The organism is Rhodococcoides sp. S146-33 (assembly GCF_059489205.1).
Window position 1 is genome coordinate 378,880 of record NZ_JCAJWY010000001.1, and the last position, 24,514, is coordinate 403,393.

23 protein-coding genes are annotated in these 24,514 nt (G+C 64.1%); 10 read left to right on the forward strand and 13 right to left on the reverse strand.

From position 1 onward, the window contains the following. Positions 1-6 precede the first annotated feature (6 nt). Positions 7-1,332 carry an MCE family protein gene (locus AC5WEY_RS01845; protein WP_495644462.1) on the reverse strand — a complete coding sequence of 442 codons (1,326 nt, stop codon included), beginning with the start codon at positions 1,330-1,332 and terminating at the stop codon, positions 7-9. Positions 1,333-1,464: 132 nt separating this feature from the next. On the opposite strand from AC5WEY_RS01845, the gene AC5WEY_RS01850 reads away from it, so the two are divergent. Next, positions 1,465-3,090: an FAD-dependent monooxygenase gene (locus AC5WEY_RS01850; RefSeq protein WP_495644463.1), complete on the forward strand. Its 1,626-nt coding sequence runs from the start codon at positions 1,465-1,467 to the stop codon at positions 3,088-3,090. A gap of 43 nt (positions 3,091-3,133) precedes the next feature. Here the strand turns inward: AC5WEY_RS01850 and AC5WEY_RS01855 are convergent, their stop codons facing one another. Genes AC5WEY_RS01855 through AC5WEY_RS01875 form a run of 5 tightly spaced genes read right to left on the reverse strand, consistent with a single transcriptional unit; the run spans position 3,134 to position 6,832 of the window. Further along, the gene (locus AC5WEY_RS01855; RefSeq protein ID WP_495644464.1) at positions 3,134-3,892 is read right to left on the reverse strand and encodes a lysophospholipid acyltransferase family protein; all 759 of its coding nucleotides are present in this window, start codon (positions 3,890-3,892) and stop codon (positions 3,134-3,136) included. Between the two features lie 6 nt (positions 3,893-3,898). Further along, positions 3,899-4,285: a hypothetical protein gene (locus tag AC5WEY_RS01860; protein ID WP_057479688.1), complete on the reverse strand. Its 387-nt coding sequence runs from the start codon at positions 4,283-4,285 to the stop codon at positions 3,899-3,901. 11 nt (positions 4,286-4,296) lie between these two features. Next, positions 4,297-5,439: an NAD(P)/FAD-dependent oxidoreductase gene (locus AC5WEY_RS01865; protein WP_495644465.1), complete on the reverse strand. Its 1,143-nt coding sequence runs from the start codon at positions 5,437-5,439 to the stop codon at positions 4,297-4,299. Next, positions 5,436-5,633 (reverse strand): ferredoxin, encoded by a 198-nt coding sequence (locus AC5WEY_RS01870; RefSeq protein WP_037147192.1) that lies wholly within the window; start codon positions 5,631-5,633, stop codon positions 5,436-5,438. The genes AC5WEY_RS01865 and AC5WEY_RS01870 overlap by 4 nt, the downstream gene beginning before the upstream one ends. After that, entirely contained in the window at positions 5,630-6,832 is a 1,203-nt protein-coding gene (locus tag AC5WEY_RS01875; RefSeq protein WP_495644466.1) for a cytochrome P450, read from the reverse strand. Before AC5WEY_RS01875 ends, AC5WEY_RS01870 begins: the two co-directional genes overlap by 4 nt. Before the next feature lie 164 nt (positions 6,833-6,996). Here AC5WEY_RS01875 and AC5WEY_RS01880 point away from each other — a divergent pair, with 164 nt between their 5' ends. Beyond that, positions 6,997-7,689, forward strand: a complete 693-nt coding sequence (locus AC5WEY_RS01880; RefSeq protein ID WP_495644467.1) for a TetR/AcrR family transcriptional regulator — start codon at positions 6,997-6,999, stop codon at positions 7,687-7,689. On the opposite strand, the gene AC5WEY_RS01885 is transcribed toward AC5WEY_RS01880, so the two are convergent. Together AC5WEY_RS01885 and AC5WEY_RS01890 are read right to left on the reverse strand one after the other, a co-directional pair. Continuing rightward, positions 7,683-10,040: a thiamine pyrophosphate-binding protein gene (locus tag AC5WEY_RS01885; protein WP_495644468.1), complete on the reverse strand. Its 2,358-nt coding sequence runs from the start codon at positions 10,038-10,040 to the stop codon at positions 7,683-7,685. The two genes, AC5WEY_RS01880 and AC5WEY_RS01885, sit on opposite strands and share 7 nt — an antisense overlap. A gap of 233 nt (positions 10,041-10,273) precedes the next feature. Further along, a complete protein-coding gene (locus AC5WEY_RS01890; RefSeq protein ID WP_495644469.1) occupies positions 10,274-10,900 on the reverse strand; it encodes a TetR/AcrR family transcriptional regulator in 627 nt (208 codons plus the stop codon). 118 nt (positions 10,901-11,018) lie between these two features. Here AC5WEY_RS01890 and AC5WEY_RS01895 point away from each other — a divergent pair, with 118 nt between their 5' ends. From AC5WEY_RS01895 to AC5WEY_RS01920, 6 genes are all read left to right on the forward strand, one after another. Beyond that, positions 11,019-11,999, forward strand: coding sequence for an SDR family oxidoreductase (locus tag AC5WEY_RS01895; protein ID WP_495644470.1), 981 nt, complete (start codon positions 11,019-11,021; stop codon positions 11,997-11,999). Then, a complete protein-coding gene (locus tag AC5WEY_RS01900; RefSeq protein ID WP_495644471.1) occupies positions 11,996-12,781 on the forward strand; it encodes an SDR family NAD(P)-dependent oxidoreductase in 786 nt (261 codons plus the stop codon). Before AC5WEY_RS01895 ends, AC5WEY_RS01900 begins: the two co-directional genes overlap by 4 nt. Before the next feature lie 12 nt (positions 12,782-12,793). Next, entirely contained in the window at positions 12,794-13,510 is a 717-nt protein-coding gene (locus tag AC5WEY_RS01905; RefSeq protein WP_495644472.1) for a TetR family transcriptional regulator, read from the forward strand. A 147-nt stretch (positions 13,511-13,657) separates the two neighbouring features. Continuing rightward, positions 13,658-14,293: a VOC family protein gene (locus AC5WEY_RS01910; protein ID WP_495644473.1), complete on the forward strand. Its 636-nt coding sequence runs from the start codon at positions 13,658-13,660 to the stop codon at positions 14,291-14,293. A 14-nt stretch (positions 14,294-14,307) separates the two neighbouring features. After that, on the forward strand, positions 14,308-15,234 hold the full coding sequence (locus AC5WEY_RS01915) for a fumarylacetoacetate hydrolase family protein (RefSeq protein ID WP_495644474.1): 927 nt from the start codon (positions 14,308-14,310) through the stop codon (positions 15,232-15,234). After that, positions 15,231-17,009: an FAD-dependent monooxygenase gene (locus AC5WEY_RS01920; RefSeq protein WP_495644475.1), complete on the forward strand. Its 1,779-nt coding sequence runs from the start codon at positions 15,231-15,233 to the stop codon at positions 17,007-17,009. Before AC5WEY_RS01915 ends, AC5WEY_RS01920 begins: the two co-directional genes overlap by 4 nt. On the opposite strand, the gene AC5WEY_RS01925 is transcribed toward AC5WEY_RS01920, so the two are convergent. Next, the gene (locus tag AC5WEY_RS01925; protein ID WP_495644476.1) at positions 16,991-17,758 is read right to left on the reverse strand and encodes a TspO/MBR family protein; all 768 of its coding nucleotides are present in this window, start codon (positions 17,756-17,758) and stop codon (positions 16,991-16,993) included. The genes AC5WEY_RS01920 and AC5WEY_RS01925 overlap by 19 nt on opposite strands. A gap of 68 nt (positions 17,759-17,826) precedes the next feature. Between AC5WEY_RS01925 and AC5WEY_RS01930 the strand changes: the two genes are divergently transcribed. Together AC5WEY_RS01930 and AC5WEY_RS01935 are read left to right on the forward strand one after the other, a co-directional pair. Next, positions 17,827-19,029, forward strand: a complete 1,203-nt coding sequence (locus AC5WEY_RS01930) for an alpha/beta hydrolase family protein (protein ID WP_495644477.1) — start codon at positions 17,827-17,829, stop codon at positions 19,027-19,029. Further along, positions 19,023-19,886, forward strand: coding sequence for an alpha/beta fold hydrolase (locus tag AC5WEY_RS01935; protein ID WP_495644478.1), 864 nt, complete (start codon positions 19,023-19,025; stop codon positions 19,884-19,886). The genes AC5WEY_RS01930 and AC5WEY_RS01935 overlap by 7 nt, the downstream gene beginning before the upstream one ends. A gap of 49 nt (positions 19,887-19,935) precedes the next feature. Here AC5WEY_RS01935 and AC5WEY_RS01940 read toward each other — a convergent pair whose 3' ends face one another. The 4 genes from AC5WEY_RS01940 to AC5WEY_RS01955 all read right to left on the reverse strand — a co-directional run bounded on the left by AC5WEY_RS01940 (position 19,936) and on the right by AC5WEY_RS01955 (position 24,507). After that, positions 19,936-21,333 (reverse strand): MFS transporter, encoded by a 1,398-nt coding sequence (locus tag AC5WEY_RS01940; RefSeq protein WP_495644479.1) that lies wholly within the window; start codon positions 21,331-21,333, stop codon positions 19,936-19,938. 158 nt (positions 21,334-21,491) lie between these two features. Further along, on the reverse strand, positions 21,492-22,151 hold the full coding sequence (gene eda, locus AC5WEY_RS01945; protein WP_495644480.1) for a bifunctional 4-hydroxy-2-oxoglutarate aldolase/2-dehydro-3-deoxy-phosphogluconate aldolase: 660 nt from the start codon (positions 22,149-22,151) through the stop codon (positions 21,492-21,494). Then, positions 22,148-23,560 (reverse strand): mannitol dehydrogenase family protein, encoded by a 1,413-nt coding sequence (locus AC5WEY_RS01950; RefSeq protein WP_495644481.1) that lies wholly within the window; start codon positions 23,558-23,560, stop codon positions 22,148-22,150. Before AC5WEY_RS01950 ends, eda begins: the two co-directional genes overlap by 4 nt. After that, positions 23,557-24,507, reverse strand: a complete 951-nt coding sequence (locus tag AC5WEY_RS01955) for a sugar kinase (RefSeq protein WP_495644482.1) — start codon at positions 24,505-24,507, stop codon at positions 23,557-23,559. Before AC5WEY_RS01955 ends, AC5WEY_RS01950 begins: the two co-directional genes overlap by 4 nt. Positions 24,508-24,514 lie beyond the last annotated feature (7 nt).

Genomic DNA, 24,514 nt, shown 5'->3' on the forward strand with positions numbered 1-24,514 from the left:
CGACGGCTATTTCAGCTCGATTTGGCTGCCTCTCATAGCCGGTGCCCCCAATAGCGCTGCCCAGGAGGGAATTTCCGCGGATTCGAGACCTGATCGATTGGCGTAGACGACAGCGAGGGCAGCCCGCTCGACATCGGACCCGGCATACGACGCCGGCGCGGCGGGGAACACGCGGTTGCCGAAGGTGGTTGCGGCGTCGTTCTGAGGCCCAGGATTACGCGACGGCACCTGATACGCACCGTCGTTGTAGGAACCGCCGGCATATTGCGGGGTGTTCTCACCTTCGGGAGCACTCGGGAGGCACCTGGGCGGTCGGTCGTCCAGGAATCGCGGTTCGTCCTGGTTGGGTAGGTACCGCCCCTTGGGGTTGACGAACTCTGCTGTTCCCTGAATGCCGGGGAACTCACTATCCGTTTCGAGCACCTCGGGAATCTGCGGATCTACCGCGGCGATCTGGTCGAGGAAACAGACGAGAGTCGGGTTGTAGTCACGCAGAGTTTCGAGCAATTCACGTGAATCACTGGCCAGACTGATGATGTCCTCGGAATTGGCTTCCAGGAAGTCCGCAGTGGTCGAGGCACTCGACGTCAGCGACGCGATCAGCGTGTCCACAGCGGGCCGTCGTTCGACCACCGTGTTTCCCGTGGCGCGGAAGTTGTCCAGTGCGTCGACCAAGGACGGGAGTGCGTCTGCATAGGTGTCCGCCAAGTCGGCAACGCCGCGGATATCCCGCTGCAGCGCAGGCATCTCGGCGTTCACCTGCTCGAAGATGTTCTCCAGCCGATCTATTGTTGTGCCGATCTGCTCGCCGCGCCCGGACAGTCCTTGCGCCAACGCCCCGAGAGTGTTGGCCAGATCCTGCGGAGGCACCGCTTCGAGCAGGGGTTGCAGGCCATCGAGCAAGATACCGACCTCGATCGCATTGCCGCTGACATCCTGCGTGAGAACGGTCCCTTCCACAATCGGTTCCGCCGGTCCGGTAGGCACACTCAAGGCCACATAGCGCTCGCCGAACAGGGTTTTCGGTAGCAGCCGTGCGGTGGTATCTGCGGAGATGACAGAGGCGAACGACGGCGTGATGGCCAAATGAGCAACGACCGAACCGTCGCGTACGGACATCGAGTCGACGTGACCGACCAGAACCCCACGGACTTTCACATCGGCACGAACCGGCAGTGAATTGCCCGCCGAGTCCAGAATTACGTCTACATCGACAACCTCGTCGAATGTTCCGTCGTAGCGCGTGACGCTCCACCCCAAGAACAGCATCACAAGCGCGCAGAAAGCGGCACCGAGCGGAATGGTCGTCGATCTGTGACGAGGCTCGATCATGTTCGGTGCTTGCGACTCGAGTGATCCATGCCATACTCCTTAAGTAATGACGTTATCGTCATGCATGGCGGTACCGTCAGTCAAGTCCCGTCGACTCCGAGCTCCACGCTCCTGCCTACTTCGAGGAACCACATGACCAGCAGCAACGCCGCCGACCCTCACACGCTCGACGTGGACGTCATCGTCATCGGGCTCGGTCCCACCGGTGCCACCGCCGCCAATCTGCTGGGTCAACGCGGCATCAAGACGGTTGTGGTCGAACGCGATATCTCCATCTATCCGCGCCAACGGGCAATTGCGTCCGACGAGGATGCGCATCGGGTGTGGCAGGGCTTGGGGTTGTTCGACGACATGCTTGCCACGATGTCTGCTGACGTTCGAGTGCATTTCAAGAACGGCGATCGGACGTTTCTCTCCATGACGTCGTCGGAGAGCCACGGTCAAGGCGTTCCCGGAATGTGCTACTACCACCAACCCGAGCTCGAACGCGTTCTGCGACAGGGGATCGAGCGCTTCCCGACCGTCACCCTGATGCCGGGATACGACGCGGTGGACCTGGTACAGGACGAGAAGTCCGTGACGGTCACCCTCCGAGCGGCCGACGGTGGACAAGATCGACAGATCACCGGCCGATACCTGATCGCGTGCGACGGCGGATCCAGCTCGATCCGCAAACTGCTCGGGATTGGTCTGCCCGGCAGGCACATCGAAGAACCGTGGTTCGACATTCAATTGCGGGCCTGGTACGACCTGCCCGTCGACGCGCCGCTGGACTTCACCTTTATTTCCGATCCACGACGCCCAGGCGTCGACTGCCCGTGCCCGATGGGCTATCACCGTGTCGAATTCAGAGTCAACAAGGGCGAGACCGTCGAGCAGCTGCAAACCGAGGAGGGCCTACGCGGCTTGCTGGCCGAGCGCGGAATCGACTACGACCAGGTAGAGATCTACCGAAGCTGGGGCTACACCTTCCACATTCGCCAGGCCGAACAATGGAGCAAGGGCCGAGCATTTCTCGCCGGGGACGCCGCGCACATCATGCCCCCCTTCGCCGGGCAGGGCGTGTCGTCCGGGGTACGCGATGTGGCCAACCTGTGTTGGAAGCTCGACGCAGTGCTCGAGGCACATGCCGACCCGAGCTTGCTGTCCACCTACGAACCCGAGCGCAGACCGAACGTCGCCCAATTGACCGCGTTCTCACTGCGCATCGGCAAGCTCGTGATGCTCGGCAACCCTACTGCTGTGCGTGTGCGCGACAGCGTGATTCGAGCCGCCATGAAGGCGCCGGGCCTCGGTCCGATCATCACCAAGAACGGGCTCAAGCCTCGCTACGAGCTGGGGACCAAGGGTGGATTCTTCGGCCGCAATACCCGTCGACGCAGCCCTCGCGGAACCTTCATCTGCCAACCCTGGGTCGTGGGATCCGATCTGGCTCCGGTCAGGTTGGACACGGTATTGGACAACAGCTGGACGTGGGTCGGATTTCCGTCCGCACCCATCCCTCGCGCCTTGGCCGAGGCCGGCGTGCACGAGGTGAAGCTCGAATACTCCTCTGCCATAGCAACTCACACCGTTGCACCAGGGCACTACGTGGACAGCGAAGGCGACGTGGAGCGCCAGATGCGTCGATCCCGCGCAGAGGGATTTCTGGTTCGACCCGACAGGTTCATCTACTGCAGCGATCGCGACATCACGGCAGACGACTGCGCCCGCGTGGCGTCGGTAGTCGGAAGAGCGCCGCTGCTGAAGTCCGTATAGCTCGGTCGGAGCGGCCGTCGTCGGATGACGTTGCATCCAAGCATCATCCGACGATCGGCCGTCGATCCTTCGTCAATACGTCGAGCTCGGCTTGCATCGCCGCATGAACCCGGTCCGCGAACTCCTCTGCCGTCTCGCCGGCATCGGGGCGCATAGGAGCGAGGACCGACGTCTCGAGCTTGGTGGGCAGCGGCAGATACGGAAGCAGCCCGACCATACCGAGATTCACGCCCCAGGGAATCGACACCGACAACGGCAGGGTCTTCAGCCGCAGCGCCTTGTCCAACCTGAGCGCCTTCGCTAGACGCTTGCCGCTCCCGAGCACGAGCAGGGACTCCCCGGCCCCGGCAGTGACCACGGGGACAATCGGCACCCCGGCCTCCATCGCCAACCGGGCGTAGCCGGTGCGCCCGTCGAAGAGAATCTCGTTACGGTGTTTCCAGGCCTTGAGCGCATCGACATCGCCACCAGGAAACACCAAGACGTTATTGCCCTCCTCGAACGCATCGAGGGCCGTCTGCTTGCTCGCAGGCCTGGCACCGAACGGCTCGATCAATTTCTCGGCGTGCAGCGTCCAGGCGATCTGGTGCGTCAGCGTGATCAATTCACGATCGACACCCAGTTCGTCGTAGGCGGCCGCGAACGCGAACACGTTGAGATCGATGATGCCGCCGAACCCATGGTTGGCAACGAACAACACCGGAGTGTCCGGAACCGGCTGCGCCGCGGTCACTTCCAGCCGGTTGTAGAAGCGCACGGCATTGATGCTCGCCGCTCGCAAGGTACGCGCGATGTTGTCCATCGTCGACTAACGATCCAGTTGCAGATCGGCAAGCGCGCCGGCGATCACGAAGCCTCCGGCGATTGCGCAGCCCGCTGTTCTCGTTCGTTGTGGCAGGTGAGCGGTGAGCGCGAACGCCGCCGTATCCCAGACGTCGACCGCCACACCCGCGCGCAGCAGTGTCCGCACTGCCCTCGGGGCATACCGAGTTGCTGCGTAGAGTCCGCCGCCGATGTAGATCTCACGAATGCCGAAGGTGCGGGCCGCAGCTCGGGTGGTCGCCACCGCGGCGTCAGGCCCGGCGAGGAGTTCGTTCGCGCGGGTGGGTGCCACCATGTGGGCGACGCCGATCGCCGCGCGGGCGAGACCGACCGCCTCGGGGAGACGTCGAACGAGTGTGGAGACAGTAGCCATGAATCGATTCCTCAGGTAGTGGGAACAGCGGAGTCGCGGGCGAGCCGTCGGAGCAGCCCGACGGCCTTCTTGATGCCGTAAGCGACGATGGTGGTGCGGCCGTCATCGTGGTTCCACTGCAACAGAGCAGATCCGTCCTCCACCGAACCTTCGAGGACGATCGGTTCGCCCTGCAGTGGAAGTGGACCGACGACCTTGATGGACAGTCCCAGAATCTCGGTCCAGAAGTAGTCGTCTGCTGGGGCGCACGTGGGTTCGAGACCGAGCGCAGACGCCGCAGCAACTTTCCCTTGCGCAACGGCATTGGACCAGAACGGTGCTCGACGGGACGCAGCACGCGCGTAGGCGACGTCCCCAGCAGCGAATATTCCAGGAACCGCGGTAGCGCAACGGTAGTCGATGCCGATCCCGGTACTATCCGCGATACCGGCACCGTCCAGCCAATCCGTCTGCGGCACATCACCGGCGCAGGTGACGACCAGGTCGGCAGTCAGCTTCGTATCTGCGAACTCGACACCCGTGACGGGCTCACCGACCAACGCGACGGGAGCATTCGTCCGAACGAACTGCACCGCGGCCGCCTCGGCTCGCGCCACTATCGCGTCGGACAGGAAAGGACCCAGAAGCCGTTGCAGCGGAGGATCCACATCGACGACGGTCACTGCGATACCGCGCGCAGCACAGGCACTGGCGACCTCCATGCCGAGGAATCCTGCACCGACCACGATGGCGGTACGGGCGGAGTCCAGCTTCGGACGGAGTGCATGGACGTCGGCGAAGGTCCGCAGCACCGTCTCGCCCTCCTGCCCCGGACCGGCGATGCGGCGGGCCACCGCTCCGGTGGCCACGATGAGTGCGTCGTAGGGAACGTCGATTCCCGCTGTCGTAGTGACCACTCGACGCTCGGCGTCCAACGACACCGCGGGATCGACGATCGACGTGATGTCCAGATCCGACAGGTCCCAGGTTTCGGCCGCAGTTGCCTCACCTTTGAGCACGTGCTTCGACAACGGTGGTTTCGCATAGCAGCCGTCGACGTCCGCGCCGATCATGACGATCGAACCTACGTGTCCGCGGGCCCGCAACTCACGAGCAGCTGTGCAGCCGGCGATCGAATCTCCGACGACGACGATCTTGCTGTCGAGCGAGCTCACGCCTGTTCTCGAAGCGCCGCGACCGGACACACGCCAATTGCAGAGCGAGCCGAGGCCGCCAGGTCGTCGGGAATATCGTTGTCGTCGAACGCATAATGCAGTTCGCCCTCGTCATCGAGGCTGAATACCTTCGGTGCCTGTTCGGCGCAGATGCCATGGCCCTCGCACCGATCCCAGTCGACGTCGACTCTCATTGCTGTGTCCCTTCTGCCGCCACCAATTCCAGTGGCAACTTCTCGTACCGATGAATAACGTTGTTGACGGCCCGTTTCGGAGCCCCGGTAGCGACGATTCGGTCGACTCGCCGCGCGAGGACTCGCAGCATGGTCTGCGCTTCGAGTCGCGCGAGCCCCTGCCCGGCGCAACCGTGTACGCCGGAACCGAAGCCGAGTTGACGCGACGCATCGCGGGTGATGTCGAACTCGTCGGGCCGATCCCATTCCCGCTCATCACGATTGGCCGATGCGTAGACCACCAGGACGCGGGCACCCCTCGGGATCCGCGATCCGTCGAACTCGACGTCACGAACGGCTCGACGCGAGAACGCTCTGATCGGCGACTCGTAACGAACCACCTCGTTGATCGCATTGGGAATCAAGTCCGGATCCTGCCGAATTGCCTGCCATTGATCGGGATGCCGCGCAAACAGATCGAGGGCACCGGAGATCGCTCCGATGGTGGTGTCCAACGATGGGCCGAGATAGTCGATCATCAAAGCCGGGCACGCAGACTGCTGAATCTTGTTGTCGTCGGCGGCTTTGAGAACGTCGTCGCCCATGCTCCCTGGTATCACCGACCGTTCTCGCACCACCCTCCGGGAGAACGCAAGCATCTCCGTGGCACCCTTCGCGGCCGCGATCGAGTGACGATTGACGGGACCGAGCGAGTCGAATGTCGCTCCCGCCCATCGAAGCAGATCCTCACGGCCGTCCTCCGGCCAGCCGACGAGATCCGGCACGATCGACATCGGGAGGGCTGTCGCAAGATCGTCCACACCATCGACCGACTTTCGGCGCAGGGCCGCGTCGACGATACTTTCGGCCTTCTCCTCCACGGCGGCCTTCATTTTTCGCACGGCCTTGGGGGTGAGCCGATGCGCCAGCACCGAACGCTTGGTTGCGTGCTCGTCACCGTCACTGTTGAGCGTCGTCCCGCGGCCCAACCGATTGGCAACAGGATTGAGGGCCACACCGTCGCCCGAGATGAAGGTCTCGTCATCGAGCAGCACCGCCTTGCACTCCGCGTAGCGCGGGATGGCGAACACCTGCTGCCGTGGGAGCCACACCACCGGGCCGAGCTCACGCAACTTCGCGTAGTGCGGATACGGGTCGAGGATCGCATCGGTGGAGTAGATGTCGGTGCGGTACTGCGGGATCGTCGTGTTTGTCGTCATGAGGTCCTCCGGTGCCGCCGTGTAGGGGTCCGCCAGCGCTCGCCCACTAAGTTTGTGACGATATCGTCACCCATGAGGGTGTCGCCAGTCAAGCTTTTTGACGAATTCGTCATCATCGTTTGGCGATAGGCTGACCTCACGAACCCGTCGAGCAGGAGCAGACCGTGACCGAAGGCAACCGTGTCGAGCGCCGAAAAGCGCGCACCAGAGCCGCCCTCATCAAGGCCGCGCAGGGGTTCCTGGCGCGCGGTAACACGAACGCGCCCGTTCTCGAGATCACGCAAGCCGCCGACGTCAGCAACGGATCCTTCTACAACTACTTCGAGACCAAGGAAGAGCTGTGGCAGGCGGCCATCGACTCGGCCCTCGAATCTGCAGGCGACTACCTCGACTCGCTCACCGTCGGCCTGGACGATCCGGTCGAGAAATTCACTCAGTCGTTTCGGTTGTCCGGACGCCTCTTCCGTCTCGAACCGCAACTGAGCCGCGTCCTGCTGAACTCCGAGGCTGCGGCCTTCGCGGCCGCGGGGGGCTTGGCACCGCGATCACGCCGCGATATCGAATCCGCGGCTGCCGAAGGACGATTCGATGTGGACGACGCCGATGTCGCACTCGCCATCGTGGCCGGTTCCCTGCTGTCACTCGGGCGCCTACTGCTCGCCCAACCCGAACGGGACGAGACCGCCACCGTGGACGACACGACGAGGCGCGTCCTCCGCGCACTCGGAATCTCCGCCACTGAAGCCGAAACGCTGTGCAGCCGAGCACTTCCGACGTCTTACAGCGGCGGGGTACACGCAGCGCTCGACCCCACATCCCAGCCTCTCACCCAGCAGGTCGATCCTCCAGGTCAATGACCGGTGACGTCCAACGCAGCGCCGACGATCGAATCGGTGTCGATGTGATGGTGCTTGTACACCTCGTCCAGCGATCCCACCTGACCGAAATTGCTGACGCCCAACGAGGTCGACGCCACGCGGTTCACGGTGGCCATGAACGCCAGGGTGTGCGGATGGCCGTCGAGCACCGTCACCATCGGTGTCGCTCGATCGGCCGGCAGTAGCTGATCGAGAATCCACGACTCCGCGTCGCCGTGCCCTTGCCGCGCCTGAACGGCACGATAGAGCTGGCCTGGACTGGTGATGCACAGGACGTCCGCGACAATACCGATCTGCTCCAAACGTGTTGCCGCATCGAGGGCTTCGGACATCAGCGCACCCATTGCCGCGATCGTGACGGTGGCACCGTCACGTCGCACGAGAGGGTAGCCACCGGCCACCACCTGTTTGCGTCTGCGCTCACGGGCCGCCGGATCGCTCGGCACGTCGGCCAACGTCTGATCCACCGGACGGGTCGACAGGCGCAGGTACGCCGAGGTGCCGTCGGGACGTCCCAACTTGGCGATGCTGGCGAGCAATGTCCACTCCACATCGATGGCGAACGCAGGCTCGTACGAGATGCATCCCGGTTGCTCCAGACCGATCGACGGAGTCTTGATCGACTGGTGCGCACCACCTTCCGCGGCCAGTGTCACCCCGGACGGTGTGCCGACGAGGATGGATTGACCGCCGGCATAGATGCCGTACGACCACGGCTCGAGGGCGCGTTCGACGAACGGGTCGTACATCACCCCGATCGGGAACAGCGGCTCACCCCAACGACTCCAGGTCGCTCCGAGTTCGCCCATCAGACCGACCAGATTGGTCTCTGCGATACCGAGTTCCATGTGTTGACCTGTGGGTCCTTCGCGCCAATGCATGATCGTCTCGGCGTCGTCGCCGAACCAATCGTGGCGTTCGGCCGAGGACCAGACACCGACCTTGTTGACCCAGCCACCGAGGTTGGTGGTCGAGCTGACGTCGGGACTGACCGTGACGACGCGTCGGGCTGCCTCGGGTGCCTCACGGGTGAGGTCGATCAAGGTGCGGCCGAGCGCGGCCTGTGTGGTGGCCGTGCCCTTCGGAGTACGGCCGATGTCGGTGGGAACTGCGGGCGGCCGACTGATGGAGACCGGCTCGCGGCGAAGACGTTCGGCAACCTCGGTGCACAACCGGCCGGCCGCACTGGCGTCGTCGAAGCGGCCCCAGGGCGATCCCGCGTCCGTACCGAGAGTGTCTGCAAGAGAGGCGTATTCCTCGACCGTCAACAGAGAGGAATGGTTCTGTGGGTGCCCCTGAGTGGGGAGACCGAAGCCTTTGACGGTGTAGGCGATGATGACTGTGGGACGGGTGTCGTCGATCTGTGCGTAGGCGTCGCGCAGGGCGTCGAGATCGTGGCCACCGAGATTGCGAATGGACTCGGTGAGCATCACGTCGTCGAGGTCACCGATGAGCTCGCTGATCGCTGAGGCATCGGATCCGCTGCCGGGCAGCCGATCTCGTAGCTCGGACGCCGAGCAGCGCAACAACCGCTGATACTCGGGATTGGGCATGTCGAGGATGCGTCGACGCAGCGCGTCACCGCCTGTGCGGGCAAAGAGGTTCTCGAGCAACCGCCCGAACCTGACGGTGATGACCTGCCACCCGGCGGCATCGAACATCTTCTCGAGGCGACCCGCGGCGATGTTCGGCACGACTCGGTCGAGCGACTGGCGATTGAGGTCGACGATCCAGACGATCTCGCCCAACTCACCGATGCCGGGATCGATGACGGCTTCCCATACAGCGCCTTCGTCGAGCTCGGCGTCTCCGACGAGGGAGTACTGCCGTCCGCGAAACCCACTCGGGGCTTCTCCGGAAAATGCGGAGTCGACGAACCGACGCGACATCGCACCCCAAATAGGAGCTGTTGCACCGATACCCACCGAACCCGTCGAGTAGTCGACGGTATCGGGATCCTTTGCGCGTGACGGGTAGGACTGCAGACCGCCGTACGAACGCAGGGTCGTCAGGTACTTCTCGTCCAGCTCACCGAGTAGGTAGTTGATGGCGTGCAGCACCGGCGACGCGTGCGGCTTGACCGACACTCGGTCGCCGGCCTCGAGCTGCTCGAACCACAGCGAGGTCATGATGGTGACCATCGACGCGCACGAGGCCTGGTGTCCGCCGACTTTGAGACCCGTCGGATTGGGCCGGATTCGGTTGGCGTGGTGAATCATCGATGTCGACAACCACAAGACCCGCTCGGAGATGTCGTGCAGAGTCTCGCGCCCGCCGGTGACCGAATCACCGTCGGTCGAATTGCCGGTGGTCGGACTGAGGCTGGTCATGGCGGACACTCCTGAGGTAGGCGACGAAAGGTTGCGTCGAGTGGAAGTGGCGGGACCTGATAGGGCCCCGTCACTCCATGAGGCAAGCGTTCGGATTGCGAAGCGCCGAGTCAGTCGCGTCTGTGATGCAACCGGCCTCAGTCGACCAGAGGCCGACCGACTGCGCAATAGAGGTCGGCAGATCTGGGCATTCTGCGCAGTTTCATGGTCCGGCAGCCGAGAATTCTGATCATCTAGGTGGGGTTGCTTCGGCGCGTTGCAGAATCGGTGACCGCCTCGAACGCATCGACGATCAGCGCAACCAACTCGTCGAGGTCGATGTCCGGGTTGTCGAAGAACGTGTCGGCTGTTCGGTCGAGAAATCCGGTCCACCCGGAGATCGCAGCACCGACCAGCGGTGGCAACGGATCCTGGAGTTCGGCCAGGGCCGCCACCTGCCGCTCCCCCTCGGCGCGAGCCTGTCGCAGTGCACTCTCGACACCGGCCTCGCCGAATTCCTCCTCACGCACCACCCGCAGGTAGAGCGCGCGGTGATCCCGCAGGAATTCGATGTGTCGCCGGACGAAACCCTCGAGCCGCCTCCGGACCGTCTGCTCCTCGGGCTGCGGGCCTTGGGCGTCGGACAACCTGCCCAGCACATCGGCCAGAGCGGCGTCCACCAGGCCCTGCTTGTCGGTGAAGTAGTAGAACAGCAACCCGTGTGCCACACCGGCTCTGCGCGAGATCGCCGCCGCACTGATGTCTGCACTGGCACCCTCGGAGATCAGCTCGATCGCGGCGTCGATCAGCGCCTGGCGTCGATCACGGCGCGGACGGGCGCGCCGTGACTGCTCAGCATCGTCGACGTCGTTCGAGGGCACCGTCCGAGAGTAATGCAGATCGAGTCTCGTCTTGCGTCGACCTCTTGCGTTATATGCAGTCAATATGCAATATTCGCAAAAGAGCCGGGTTCGCCGTGCTCCTCGCCAAGGAGGTCCGATGATCACAGTCACCAGCGCTGCCGGCGGAGTCGGACGACTGCTCGTCCGACAACTGGCCGATCGGAAGGTGCCCATTCGCGCGGTCGTGAAGAACGAGAGCCAGGCCGCGACCACCCGTCGGGACGGAGCAACCGAGGTCGTCGTCGGCGATCTACGGTCGACCTCCACCCTCGACAGCGCACTCACGGGTGCAGATGTGCTGTATCACGCCGCGCCGACGCAGATCATCGACGAGCGACCGATCATCGAACATCTGATCGCAACGGCACCGTCAAAGGGACTGCAGCACATCGTCTTCCATTCCGTCATCCATCCCGACCTGCATCAGCTGACGCACCATCATCAGAAAGATATCGCCGAGGGACTGCTGCGCGACAGCGGAATTCCCACCACGGTGCTCAGGCCGTCGCACTACATGCAGAACTACCTCGAAGTGTGGGAATTTCTGCAGGCGGGAGTCATGCCGTACCCGGTCTCGCCGGACAGCGTCATGGGTGTTGTCGATCTCGCCGACGTCGCCGAGGCTGCCGCACAAGTGTTGATCGACCCGTCCTCGCACACCGGACGCACCTACGACCTGTCGACGGTCGAACTCACCCGTCACGAGATGGCACAGATCTGGTCACGCGTGTTGGGCCATCCGGTGACCGCCATCCGCATCCCACCGTCGTCGCTGACGAACTCACTGAACGTGCTGCCCGCGCTCGCCTCGGTCGTCGGACATGCAGTGCGATCGACGAAACTGAACTCGGTCGGGCACCTCGTACGCGGTGCGCAGGCCGCGTCCAACCCCCGCGACATGAAGAATTGGCCGGCCGATGCACGGGAGGCCTATCGCACGATGATGACCCACTACGACGGGCACGGCCTGCCGGCAGGAGACCTGACCGTCCTGCCTGCACTGCTCGGACACGCACCCACCTCGTACGAGGAGTTCGCGCGCCGCTCCGTCGCCGAGCTGGGGCGCGTGAACCGATGAGCCGCAGAGGTTTTCGATATTGTCCGGGCCGCTCGTTGGTCACCGGCGCGAGTTCCGGAATCGGTGCCGAGTTCGCACGGGCGCTGGCCGCCCGTGGGTCCGATTTGGTCCTCGTCGCGCGCCGGGAAGATCGTCTGAAAGAACTGGCCGACGAACTCGAATCGACGTACGGCGTTCGCTGTAGAACAGTGCCCTGGGACCTGTCCGAGGAGGCGAGCGGGCGACGGCTGCGCTCCATCGTCCCCGAACACATAGATCTGGTGGTGAACAACGCGGGATTCGCCGTCCAAGGGCCTTTCGCCGACGGCGACGCCGACGACTTCGAGCGACTCGTCGCCGTCGACATCCGGGCCGTGGTGGACATCTGCTCGGCGTTCATGCCCGACATGATCACCCGCAGATCCGGCACCGTAGTCAACGTCGCCAGCACGACGGCATTCCAACCTGTTCCGACCCTGGCGGTGTACGCGGCTGCCAAGGCATTCGTGCTGAGCTTCACCCAGTCGCTGTGGTACGAATCGGCCCGACACGGAGTCCGAGTGTTCGCGCTCAATCCCGGCCCAACCCACACCGAATTCTTCGACGTCATCGGCGATTCGGCCACAGCCACCGGTACCTACCAGACACCAGCCGACGTCGTCACCACCGCCATGACGGCACTCGACGCCAAACGCTCGCGGCCGCACATCATTTCGGGTCGTCGCAATTCACTGCAAGCGGCGATGGTAGGCATCGTCCCCGCACGAGTCCTACTACCGGCCCTCGCCCGAATGCTGCACTAGACTGGCACGATCATGGCCAGGGTCTCCAGATTCACACTCGCCGATCGCCGCGAGGCGGTGGCGCGGGCGTTCGAGGGCTCGGAAAGCCCAGCGGCCGTCGCGGAATCGCTGGGCATCCACACCACCACGCTGTACCGCTGGGCCGGCTCGTCGACCACGGACGAACCCGGACCCGCCCCGACACGACTCGTCGAGGCCACCCAGGAGCTGCTTCGGCACGCCGACTACGCGGACATCACGATCGAAAGTGTCGCTGCCCGATGCGGTCTCGCACCGCGAACGGCATTCCACCATTTCCCGACCAAGCGTGAACTCTTCCAGGCCGCGGTGGACGACGCCGCCACCGTGTTGATCGAACGCATCAACGAGCGATCGACCGACGCCATCTGGCCGGAAACCCCACTGCAGCAGCTGCAGACGTTCCTCCGAATCGCCGCCGAGAGCATCTACGAGACACCGCGCACACACGTGCTGTTCCGCAATCTCGGCGTCCCGAAATCCGAAGGCACGGCCGAGCATTGGCACGACAGCTTCGTCGCCGCCATCGCCGAATTACTTCGCTCCGCTGCCGAAGCCGGACAAATCGACAGCACCACCGACGTGTCGGCCGCAGCCCGACTGCTCACCGGGGCCATGCGGGGCATCCACACCGCAGTATTCGACGGGGCAGATACCGACACCGCCGTGGAACTCGTCGGCAGGGTGCACCTGCTCATCCCACCTGCCTGATCCCACCCCGCCTGATCCCACCCCGCCTGATCCCACCTGGGGCCTGACGCTGGGGTACTTCCACTGACTGTCAGTCAAATTATTGACTGACAGTCAAACTGTGCCTAATCTGGACCACAATCCGCGATCACGACGAAAGGTCGATTCATGAGCGCAACGGACGATGCAACGACGATCCAGACGCAACGGGTTGCGCCCGACTACATCGCGCACTGGGTCGTCAAATCTGCAAGAACCGAGGAGATGGTGCGCTGGTACGGCTCGGTATTCGGTGCCGAGATCGCCTATCAGGACAGCGAGATCACGTTCTTGACCTGGGACGACGAGTCGCATCGGCTCGCGATCATCGCGGTGCCCAAGCCGGTGAAGTTCCTGTTCCCCTTCGCCAAGCTGCGGCGCAAGGCCTACGGCATCGACCACATCGCGTTGACCTTCCGGTCGCTGGAACGACTGCTGGAGAACTACGTGCGACTCAAGCGCCAGGGCATCCTTCCGGTGTGGTCCATCAACCACGGCCCCACGATCTCGCTGTACTACGAGGATCCCGACGGTATTCGGCTCGAGTTCCAGGTGGAGAACTTCGACCCCGACAACACGGCGGCCTTCTTCTTCACCGAGGAATTCGCCCGCAATCCCATCGGCGTGAACATCGACCCCGATTACCTCCTCAGCCGGCTCCGCAATGGGGCGACCCACGAGGAACTGCGGCCGCGCGAAGCAGGAACCAGGCCGGGCCGGCCGGTGGTCGCCAACAAGAAGACCATCACACCGAAGACTCTGTAGGGGGAGCGAAAAGCATGTCTGTCAACATCATTCGAACTGCGGACGGCTGGTGGCGTCTCGACGGCGACCGGGCCGTTCGGATCGACACCACTGCCCGGACCACCGGTGAACTACTGGCCGATCGGCGGGCGATCGATGCCGCGTCGGGTACCGGGACCGACGTCTCCGAGCTCGAACCGATCTCACCCATCACCGCCCCGTGTCGGGTGGTGGCGCAGTTGCTCAACTACCGTTCGCACGCGATCGATGCCGGCTCGGACCCGAAGACGCTGCAGCCGACGTTCTTCCGGAAGTCCTCCGCATCGATCAGTGGCCCGAACGATCCCATTCGGCAGCCACCGGAGGTAGCGCTGCTCGACTACGAGATCGAACTGGGTGTGGTGGTCGGTGCCGATATTCCCATCGGGACAACGGTCACCGACGACAACCTTGCGTCGTACGTGGCGGGTTTCGTTGTGGCCAACGACGTGTCCGCACGGGAGATTCAGCTGACGAAAGTGCAGGTGTACGAGAGCAAGTCGTATCCCACCTTCACTCCGCTCGGCCCACGGTTGGTGCTGCTCGACAACGAGGAGCTGCGTCGACTGCCGGAGCTACGGATGACGCTGGCGGTCAACGGCGAGACCCGCCAGGATCAGACCATCGGAGACGATCTCATCACCCCTCCCGCCGAGGCCTTCACCAGGCTCGCCCGCTTCCAGAACATGACCGCAGGCGACGTCCTCCTGACCGGCACGCCGATCGGCACTGCGATCTCGGCCCCACCCAAAGCGATTCAGAAGATCGGCGAACTCATTCCGCCGGCGCTGAAGTGGAAGTTCTTCTTCGCGCGCCAGGCCAAGAACCCCAAGTACCTCTCGGTCGACGACGTCGTCACGGCCACCATCCGCACCCCGGACGGATCGATCGATCTGGGTACCCAGGAGACCATCGTCCGATGAGCAGCCCGATCGTCATCATCGGCGCCGGCCCTGCGGGAACCACCGCAGCACTTCTGCTGGCGCGCAGAGGGATTCGCACCGTACTGCTCGAACGTCGGAGGGCCCCGCTGTTCCATCCGGCGGCCCACGTCATCAATGCTCGAACGCTGGAAATCTGGAACGAATACAGCCCCCACTTGGCCGAGTCGATAGCGGCGATGTCGCCTCCACACGACCAGGTGAACCTCATCAGCTGGTACGGCGACCTGGCCGGGGACGCCATCGGGTCGATCGACCTGCTGTCCGACCCCGAACGCAAGGCCGTGGTGGAAAGCCAGAGTCCGTACATGGTCTCGCACATCGGACAGCACATCCTGATGCCCACGCTGTGGAACGCGGTCGACGCCGAACCGTTGATCGAATTTCGCCGCGGAGTCACCGTCGAATCGGTCGAATCCAGTTCCAGTGATGCGCGTGTCGCCTTCCGAACCGTAACCGAGGACGTCTCCGAGGTACGTGCGCCCTACGTCCTCGCCTGCGACGGTGCCAACAGCGCCACCCGGGACGCGGCCTGCATATCGCTGACCGGGCCGGTGCTCGCCAATATGGGCAGTGCGTTCTTCACCTCGACCACGCTGTTTCCCGATGACGCGCGTCCGCTGCTGAGTTGGGTCTACACGCCGGACCTGTGCGGGGTGCTCATCTCGCATGCCGATCACCGCTACATCCTGATGACGGCGTATCTGCACCCCGCGCAGGAGATCGCCAGGAACGGTCGGCGCTACTGGGAGAAGACACTGCCGAAGGTGTTGGGAACGAACGACTTCGAGCTCGAATCGACGGGCACGTGGGTGATGACCTCACAGACCGCCGACAGTTTCCGACGCGATCGTCTGCTGTTGCTGGGCGATGCCGCCCACCGTTTTCCGCACACCGGCGGCTTCGGGCTCAATTCCGGGGTTCAGGATGCCCACAACCTGGCATGGAAGCTCGACGCCGTGCTGTCGGGTGCGGCAGATTCGGCGCTGCTCGACACCTACGACACCGAACGTCGGCCGGTGGTGGAGAAGTTCGCCGAGCAGAGCGTCGCCAACCACTTCCGCATGGACGACATCGGCAAGCGGGTGGGAATCACCAACGCCATGCTGGCCAAGGCAACTCAAGCCATGGGGCGGGCACCACTGAACAAGATTCCGGGTCGACTGATCGCGCCCCTCGCGGCCGCGGCAACACGCAAGCAGATGAGCCGGTCGCGGAGCCTGCGCCCGGACGTCGCAGGGTCGACGGAACTGCGTGCCGAAATCGCGGCGGCAATCCCACTGCAGTTGGAGCATTTCGTCTCCACCGGTCTGCAATTCGGCTATCTCTACGACAGTCCGCTGATTGCCCGGGACGCGTCGGCGAAACCCGTAGAGGACGTGGTCGACTACGTTCCCACCACGTACCCCGGTGCGCGGATGCCGCACGCCCCTCTGTGCGTCGACGGTCGACTCGTGTCTCCGCACGATGTGTTGGATCCGAACATGTTGTCGCTGTTCACCTTCGCGGGCTCGGAATGGGTACCGGCACTCGGCGGCGTCCGGCCCGGTATCGCACTCGTCGTGATGGACGCACCCGTCGGCGTCGATCGCTCCGAGCTGATGTCGCTGTACGAGGTAGGCGAGACCGGCGCGATTCTCGTCCGACCCGACGGCCATGTTGCCTGGCGCGCCGCCGATTCGACTCTGGAAGCGCAGACCTCGCTGTCGACGTTCCTCCGCACGCAGTGGGGAAGCTACTACGCCGAGACGGTCTGAGGTCCGGTCGCTTGCCGCGATCGCAGTCTGATTCCCACCGTAGCGACGGCCACGATGACTGCCGCGACCACTGCTGTCCACCCGACAGTCGTGTTGGTCAGCTCGCCCCCGAGGCGGCCCTGTGCCAGCCAGCCCAGACCCCACACGATGGCGAGCATCGGAGCGATCGCGCCGTTCGAGTAACGCGCCAGCGTCACCCCGACGAGTGCTGCGATGGCGAGCACGACGACCGCCCACGTCGTCGCACCGGCGGTGATCCCGAGGCTCACCAGCCATGCCGAGATGTTGGCGATGGTGGCCACACATACCCAACCGAGATAGAGGCCGAAGGTCCCGTCGGTGATCACCACGTCGGCGACGCTTTCGGGTCGGTGCTGTTGCATCAGTACGAAGATGCGAACGAGGACTGCCAGCAGCGCGACGATGACGATGACACTGAGCCACACCTGACCCAGCTGGATCGTCAGAATCCACGCCGGATTCAGCAACATCGACGCGATGATGGGTACTCGCAAGGCGTCGTGACGTGCAGTTCGACCGGGCAGGAACTGCCAGACGGCATAGGCGATGAGGCCGGTGTAGATGACCGACCAGATCGAGAACGCGGGGCCGGCCGGGGCCACCAACGTCGAGGTTGCACTGAGTGCCCCGCCCGCCGCCTCGGCGATGGGCGTCCCGATCCACGCACCCGAGCCGAGAAACGACACGACCACCGCAACGACCGCACTGACTACAACAACGATCTTCATAGCTGGACAGATCCCCGAATAGGGTCCGGCGCAAACCGCTTGCCTCCCGATTCTGGTAGACACACGGAGTGCACAGACCCGCCCCCTTGACCTCCGCTGCAGTCTGCTGCCTCGCGATGACCGTGACGCTGGGGTGCAGTTCCGCATCCGAGTCCGAGGCCACACCCGCCGCATCGACGACTACATCCGTTCCTCGATACAACATGACGGGTGTACCCGGCACCGTGCTCGAGTCCGAGGACTTCGGCGAGCGGTCGACCGAGCTGTCCGCAACCGATGCCACGCTGTATCGCTTCGTCTACGAGTCGACGTCGGGTGTCGACGGTTCACCGACTGCCGTCTCCGGTGTGGCTGCCGTTCCGGCAGGCACCGCACCCGCGGGCGGCTGGCCGATCGTCGTCTACGGGCACGGCACCACCGGCGTGCAGGCCGACTGCGGACCCACCCTGTATCCGGACCTGCTCGGTTACCAATTTGCGGTGCAGGACTTCACCGCACTCGGCTACGTGACGGTGCTGCCCGACTACCAAGGTCTGGGCACCGGTGGTGGAACGCATCCGTACCTGGAACCGCGAACCTCCGGCAACAACATGATCGACGCCGCCCGCGCCGCGCACACCGCACTGCCCGACGTGTCCACTCGCTGGGCCGCGGTCGGCTTGTCGCAGGGCGGCCAAGCCGCCTGGGCTGCAAACGAACTCGCCGCATCCTACGGTCAAGGCATGGATCTGGTGGCCTCGGTGTCGCTCTCCCCGCCGACCGACCTGACGCCCCTGGTTCGATCCGGTATGGACGGAACTCTCACCACACCGCAGAAGGAGCTGTTGCCGTACTTGCTCTACGGCGCACAGCAAGTGGACCCCGCAATCGACCCGAAGAGTTACAGCGGCAGCGTCGCAGAGGCCAACAACGAACTGCTGCTCACCTGCCAGGGCGGGGACACGGACGGCAAGGCTCGGGCCGTGCAGGCGATGGCACCCGATGAGTTCGCCGCCGACTCGGCAGAATCGGAGCGCACGCTCCTCGACGTCATCGGACGCTACACATTGCCGCAAGTGAAGACCGATGTGCCGATGTTCGTGGCCTATGGTGCGAAGGACGACATCGTATTGCCGCAATGGACCGCCGACGGCGTCGAAAGAGCCTGCGCCCTGGGCGATTCGGTCGTAGCGCAGGAACAGCCCGAGCAGGGTCACGACGTCAGCGACGAAGCAGCCATGCAATTCCTGGCCGCCGTGTTCGCAGGCCAGACGGTACCCAGCACATGCTGACCAATGGCTCCACGGGGGAGCGAATCACCGAGTACACCCACGACGGCCTGGTGTTCGACGTCCTCGATCAGGGACCTCTCGACGGCCCGGTCGTGTTGCTGCTGCACGGCTTTCCCGAGCGTGCGTCGTCGTGGTCTGCAGTGATGGCATTTCTGAACGACGCCGGATTCCGCACCGTTGCACCGGATCAGCGTGGGTACTCACCTCGCGCCCGGCCGACGCGGCGTCGCGACTATCGAGTCGGACTACTGATGGGCGATATCGTCGCCCTGATCGATGCCCTCGGACGCCCCGTCCATCTCGTCGGACACGACTGGGGAGCGATGATCGCGTGGGTCACCGCAGGCCGACGCCCCGACCTGGTGTCGTCGCTGACGGCTTTCTCGGTCCCCCACCCCGGTGCGTTCATGAACGGCTTCTTCAACTCGAAGCAGATCCTGCACTCCTGGTACTTCGCGTTCTTCCAACTGCCGATACTGCCCGAGAAGTGGATGACGCGGCCCGGTGAAAGAGCCGAAAAGTGGTACAGGGCAAGCGGGATGACCGAAGAAGACCTCGAGCGCACGAAGGAGGAGATCGTCGACTACGGCGCACTGCCGTTCGCCGTCACCTGGTACCGCGGAATACCCTTCTCGAGCCCGGGCATCGGCCTCATGCGCATCACCGTGCCGACCGCGATGGTGTGGAGTGACGGCGACACCTTCATCGGCCGTGCTGCCGTCGACACGACCCAGAGGTACATCGATGCGGCCTACACGCTGACAGTGCTGCCCGGCATCTCGCATTGGATTCCGACGCACGCGTCGCGAGCTGCTGCAGCTGCGATCCTCACGAACGCCGAACTCGCAGTTATGTAGGCGATTCTGCCCAATTCGACTACGTAACTGCGAGTTCGATGCGCGGCACTCAGGCTGCGTCGGCGAGTCTGACGAGATCGCGGCCCTTGGTTTCTGGGGCCAGGTACGACGACACCAGGGTGATCGCGGAGTAGATCACGAGCATCGCCGCGATGGGCCACCAGCTACCGGTCCATGCGGTGAGGCTGGCCGCGAGCAACGGTCCGATTGCGGTAGCCAGGATGCCACCGATCTCCTTCGACAAGGCAAGCTGGGTGAAGCGAGTGCGTGCACCGAACAGCTCCGCCATCGTCACGCTTTCGAGCGAGAACAAGCCGAGCACACCGAGATTGAGGGCCAGCACCATCGCGATAACGAGGGCTACGGTGTTGCCGCTGGTGACCATCAGCATCAACGGGAACGCCAGAATCATGGTGAGCGCACTGAGCGCCATGTACATCGGCCGACGGCCGAACTTGTCTCCCAGGATGCCGATGATCGGAATGGTGGCGAATCCGATGAGCGAGCCGTACACGATTGCACTGGTGGCAATGGAACGATCGATCAGCAGGGTCGACGCGATGTAGCCGACCAGGAACGTCTGGATGAGTCCGGAGTTGCCGGCCTGACCGAAGCGCAGACCCAGCGCGATGAAGAACGCGCGCCCCTTCTTCTGCTTGAGGCCGGACTCGAGAACACTGACCTTCACTTCTTCGTCGGTCTTCTCGATCTCGTCGCGCGAGAGGGCCACACCGTCGACCACATCGGCGCGCTCCTCGAAGACCGGGCTTTCCCTCAGGTTGGAGCGCAACCACACCGCGAAGATCATCAGGAAGAAGCTCGCGAGGAACGGCACGCGCCAGCCCCAGCTGAGCAACTGATCCTCGGACAGCACCGCGAGCAGCAAGGCCCAGATGGCCGACGCAGCAAGGGTTCCCGAGTTGGTGCCCAGGGAGACGAGCGACGCGATGAGGCCTCGACGCTTGTCCGGTGCGTACTCGACCAACATGACCGTGGCACCGGCAATCTCGGCTCCGGCTCCGAATCCCTGGATGAGGCGGAGGGCGACGAGCAGGATCGGGGCCATGATGCCGATCGCGTCGTAGGTCGGGAGCGCACCGATGAGGGTAGTGGAGGCACCCATCATCGCGATGGTGATGAACAGGACCTTCTTTCGACCGATGCGATCGCCCATGCGCCCGAAGTAGATGGCACCGACCAGGCGCGCGACGTAGCCGACGCCGTACGTGGCCATGGCGGCGATCAAGCCGATTGCCGGGCTGACGTCGGGGAAGAAGATGCGATTGAAGACGATCGCAGCGGCGAGCGAATACAGCTGAAAGTCCATGAACTCCATTGCCGTACCCAGCCAACCGGACATCGCCGCCTTGGTGAGGTCTTTCGTGCTGCGAGTCGGGACAGCGGTGTTACCGCGATCGTCCGTCGATTCGTTGGTGTCCTGTGACATCCGAAGCTCCATTGCTGGTGATGATCGATGAGTTCATGATGCGAGTTCGCCGAGGCCTCGGTGAGACCGGCACCTCATCGAGGGAGGTTGGTGGCGCTCGCCACACTGATATACAAGCACTGTTATACCAATAGGTCAATGACCCTTCGCGAACCGAACTACGCGGTGGCGAGTGCACTCGCCGAACGGGCCAGTTCCTCGATCGCGGCCCACTCGCCCGCCCGCACCAGCGAGCGCGGCGTGAGCCAGCTACCGCCGACGCACACCACGTTCGGCAACGCCAGGTAGTCGACGGCGTTCTGCGGAGTGATCCCGCCGGTAGGGCAGAACGTCAAGTGCGGCAACGGACCCGCCAGAGCACCCAGCGCCGATGCACCTCCCGACGATTCAGCCGGGAAGAACTTCATCTCGGTCGATCCGCCCTCGGCAAGCGTCATCGCTTCGGTCGCAGTCGACACTCCCGCCAGCAGCGGAACCGGCAGCGCGCGGGCCGCGTCGAGCAGGCCACTCGGGGATCCGGGCGAGACAAGAAATCGCGAGCCGGCATCCATCGATCTCAGTGCGTCCTCGCGAGTCAGTACCGTTCCCGCCCCGATGACTACTTCCGGCACGTTCGCTGCAATTGCTGCGATGGCACCGAGGGCGGCCTCCGAACGCAGCGTCATCTCGATGATGCCGATACCGCCGGCATACAGAGCCCGCGCCAGCGGAACTGCATCCTCGACCCTATCGATGACGACGACAGGAATCACCGGACTCACGCGCAGTACATCGAGGGCGCTGAGGACATCGATCGATGCATCGTGTTCGACGGTCATACCAGCACTCGTTTCCACTCGCTGAGCGAGTCGGTCAGTAGGAAGTCGGTCCACGCAACGACCTGCGTGCCGAACGGTGAAGTGGGCCCGAGATCGGGCCCGAAGATGGACTCGACCGCGAGCAGGCCCGACGCCGATCCAGCCCGAGCCAGCTGCGCCGACAACGGATCGTCCAGTGCACGTCCGGCTTCCGTCTCGGCCAGCACGTAGGCGCACCAGGCCGCGACGGCCAGCGCGAGCATGTCCGTCGAACCACCGGCGGCCGTGGCGTCACGCACGGTTCCCAGTAGTCGCGGTCCGAGCTTCTGCGATCCGTCCATTGCCACCTGTCGGGTGGTGTGTTTCAGCGCCGGGTTGGCGAATCGTGCGCGGACCTCGTTGCCGTACCCGACTGCGTCCATTCCGCCTGTCGTCGTCGGCGCAACATCTCGAAGGACCATCGTTCGGCATATCTCGTCGAGCACCGGATCCCCGACCGCCTCGGCGATCGTGCTGTGCCCGTGCAGAATTCCGAGGTACGCCAGCACCGAGTGAGTGGCATTGAGGACGCGTAGCTTCATCGTCTCCCAGGGCTCCACGTCGTCGACGAACTGCACACCCACCCGTTCCCACGCTGGACGAGGACCTGCGAAATCGTCCTCGATCACCCACTGCCGAAACGGTTCGCACACCACCAGCGCGTCGTCGCGCAGGCCCGTTCTTCGCTCGTTGTCCGCCCTGTCGTCGTCAGTGGTGGCCGGCACGATTCGATCGACCATACTGCTGGGGAACGTGACTCGACGCGTGATCCATTCGGCCAAGCCGTCGTCGTGGACACCGGCAGCGACGAAAGTGTGCACCAGCTCGGACAGAATCCGACCGTTCGACGGCAGGTTGTCGCAGCACAGCACCGTGACAGGCGAATCGCTTGCCATGCGACGAGCCAACCCCGCTACCAACTGCCCGACCACCGTACGCGGCGGCCTACCGCTCAGATCAGCCGCGATCTCCGGATCGTTCAGACGCAGACTGCCGGCGGCAGGGTCGAGCCGATAGCCCTTCTCGGTGACCGTCAGCGTGACGATATGCGTTGCCGGATCGGCGATGGCCTCGACAACCGCGTCGGGGTTCGCGGCTGAGTTCCGTACGTCGAGCATCGAGCCGATGACCGTGTCCGTGGTCTGCTCGATCCCCTTCTGCACCAGGGTGAACAACCCGTCCTGCGGGGCGAGCTGCTCCACCACGGTATTGCTTCGCTGAGTGAAACCTGTTATACCCCAGTTGGTTTCCCCGGTCAACAGTGCGGCCTCGTAGGTGAACGCTGCCTGATGCGCCCGGTGGAACGCGCCGACGCCGAGATGCACGATTCCACTGGAGGTGGGACGGGTGACCGTGGCCGTCGCGTCGGACAACCGTGTGGACGCCGTCACGTCGCTACTCCCTCGCTGAGGCATCGCTCACTGTGACGGCGTATCTCGTCGAGCGGTGCAATGAGACCGGTGCCGCCGCGTCCGCCGACGCTCAGCGATGCCGCTGCCGCAGCCATGACCGCCGCCTCGCGAAGATCGTCGCCGAGAGCGAGACGCGCCGTCAGGGTGCCGGCGAACACGTCACCGGCACCGGTCTGATCGATCACCTGGGGGGCGGGAATCACCGGCTGATGGGATCGTCCCTGCTCGGTAAAGATACTCGAGCCTTCGGAACCCTGAGTGACCACCACAGAGCGTGCACCCCAGCCCATCAGGGACGCCCCAGCATTCGCCGGATCGTCTGTGCCGAGAAGCAATTCGATCTCACTCGGTGCCGACGGCACCATCACCTCGCAGTAGGGGGCGATCTCCTGCAGGAAAGCGCGGGCCTGATCGGCCGTCGTCAACCTGGGCCGGAAGTTGGGGTCGTAGACGAATCTGCCCGAGCGCTGCGCCACGTGCAGCATCGTGCGGGCGAGGGTCGGCGACAGTGCCGCAGCGATTCCGCCGCCCAAGACAGCACCCGCATGCTCGACCACGCCCTCGGGCAGGTCCGCCACGTCGAGCTGGCTGCCCACCGAACCGGCTCGAGCATAGGAGAACTGGCGATTGCCCTCCGGATCGATGTGCAGGAAGTAGACACCCTGCTGGCCGGGGACTCGCCGAATGTAGGCGTCGTCGATGCCGAGCTCACGAATTCGGCGGCACACTGCGTCACCGAGTTCGTCGTCGGATACCCGCGCGATCAGGGCAACCGATGCACCCGCGGCAGCGGCCGCGGCACCAGCATTGACGACGTCTCCCGATACTCCGAGCACACCGTCTGCTCCGTGCCGGAAGGTCTCGGTGGTCGAGACTTCGACGAGGGGCTCGCCGAGCAGGACTACATCGAACTGCGTTGTGGCCATGTGGCGC

What these genes read in the sequence shown, in the direction of transcription:
- AC5WEY_RS01845 (WP_495644462.1), bottom strand. Translation starts at nt 1,332, where the DNA reads ATGATCGAGCCTCGTCACAGATCGACGACCATTCCGCTCGGTGCCGCT.
- AC5WEY_RS01850 (WP_495644463.1), top strand. Translation starts at nt 1,465, where the DNA reads ATGACCAGCAGCAACGCCGCCGACCCTCACACGCTCGACGTGGACGTC.
- AC5WEY_RS01855 (WP_495644464.1), bottom strand. Translation starts at nt 3,892, where the DNA reads ATGGACAACATCGCGCGTACCTTGCGAGCGGCGAGCATCAATGCCGTG.
- AC5WEY_RS01860 (WP_057479688.1), bottom strand. Translation starts at nt 4,285, where the DNA reads ATGGCTACTGTCTCCACACTCGTTCGACGTCTCCCCGAGGCGGTCGGT.
- AC5WEY_RS01870 (WP_037147192.1), bottom strand. Translation starts at nt 5,633, where the DNA reads ATGAGAGTCGACGTCGACTGGGATCGGTGCGAGGGCCATGGCATCTGC.
- AC5WEY_RS01875 (WP_495644466.1), bottom strand. Translation starts at nt 6,832, where the DNA reads ATGACGACAAACACGACGATCCCGCAGTACCGCACCGACATCTACTCC.
- AC5WEY_RS01885 (WP_495644468.1), bottom strand. Translation starts at nt 10,040, where the DNA reads ATGACCAGCCTCAGTCCGACCACCGGCAATTCGACCGACGGTGATTCG.
- AC5WEY_RS01895 (WP_495644470.1), top strand. Translation starts at nt 11,019, where the DNA reads ATGATCACAGTCACCAGCGCTGCCGGCGGAGTCGGACGACTGCTCGTC.
- AC5WEY_RS01900 (WP_495644471.1), top strand. Translation starts at nt 11,996, where the DNA reads ATGAGCCGCAGAGGTTTTCGATATTGTCCGGGCCGCTCGTTGGTCACC.
- AC5WEY_RS01905 (WP_495644472.1), top strand. Translation starts at nt 12,794, where the DNA reads ATGGCCAGGGTCTCCAGATTCACACTCGCCGATCGCCGCGAGGCGGTG.
- AC5WEY_RS01910 (WP_495644473.1), top strand. Translation starts at nt 13,658, where the DNA reads ATGAGCGCAACGGACGATGCAACGACGATCCAGACGCAACGGGTTGCG.
- AC5WEY_RS01915 (WP_495644474.1), top strand. Translation starts at nt 14,308, where the DNA reads ATGTCTGTCAACATCATTCGAACTGCGGACGGCTGGTGGCGTCTCGAC.
- AC5WEY_RS01920 (WP_495644475.1), top strand. Translation starts at nt 15,231, where the DNA reads ATGAGCAGCCCGATCGTCATCATCGGCGCCGGCCCTGCGGGAACCACC.
- AC5WEY_RS01925 (WP_495644476.1), bottom strand. Translation starts at nt 17,758, where the DNA reads ATGAAGATCGTTGTTGTAGTCAGTGCGGTCGTTGCGGTGGTCGTGTCG.
- AC5WEY_RS01935 (WP_495644478.1), top strand. Translation starts at nt 19,023, where the DNA reads ATGCTGACCAATGGCTCCACGGGGGAGCGAATCACCGAGTACACCCAC.
- AC5WEY_RS01940 (WP_495644479.1), bottom strand. Translation starts at nt 21,333, where the DNA reads ATGTCACAGGACACCAACGAATCGACGGACGATCGCGGTAACACCGCT.
- eda (WP_495644480.1), bottom strand. Translation starts at nt 22,151, where the DNA reads ATGACCGTCGAACACGATGCATCGATCGATGTCCTCAGCGCCCTCGAT.
- AC5WEY_RS01955 (WP_495644482.1), bottom strand. Translation starts at nt 24,507, where the DNA reads ATGGCCACAACGCAGTTCGATGTAGTCCTGCTCGGCGAGCCCCTCGTC.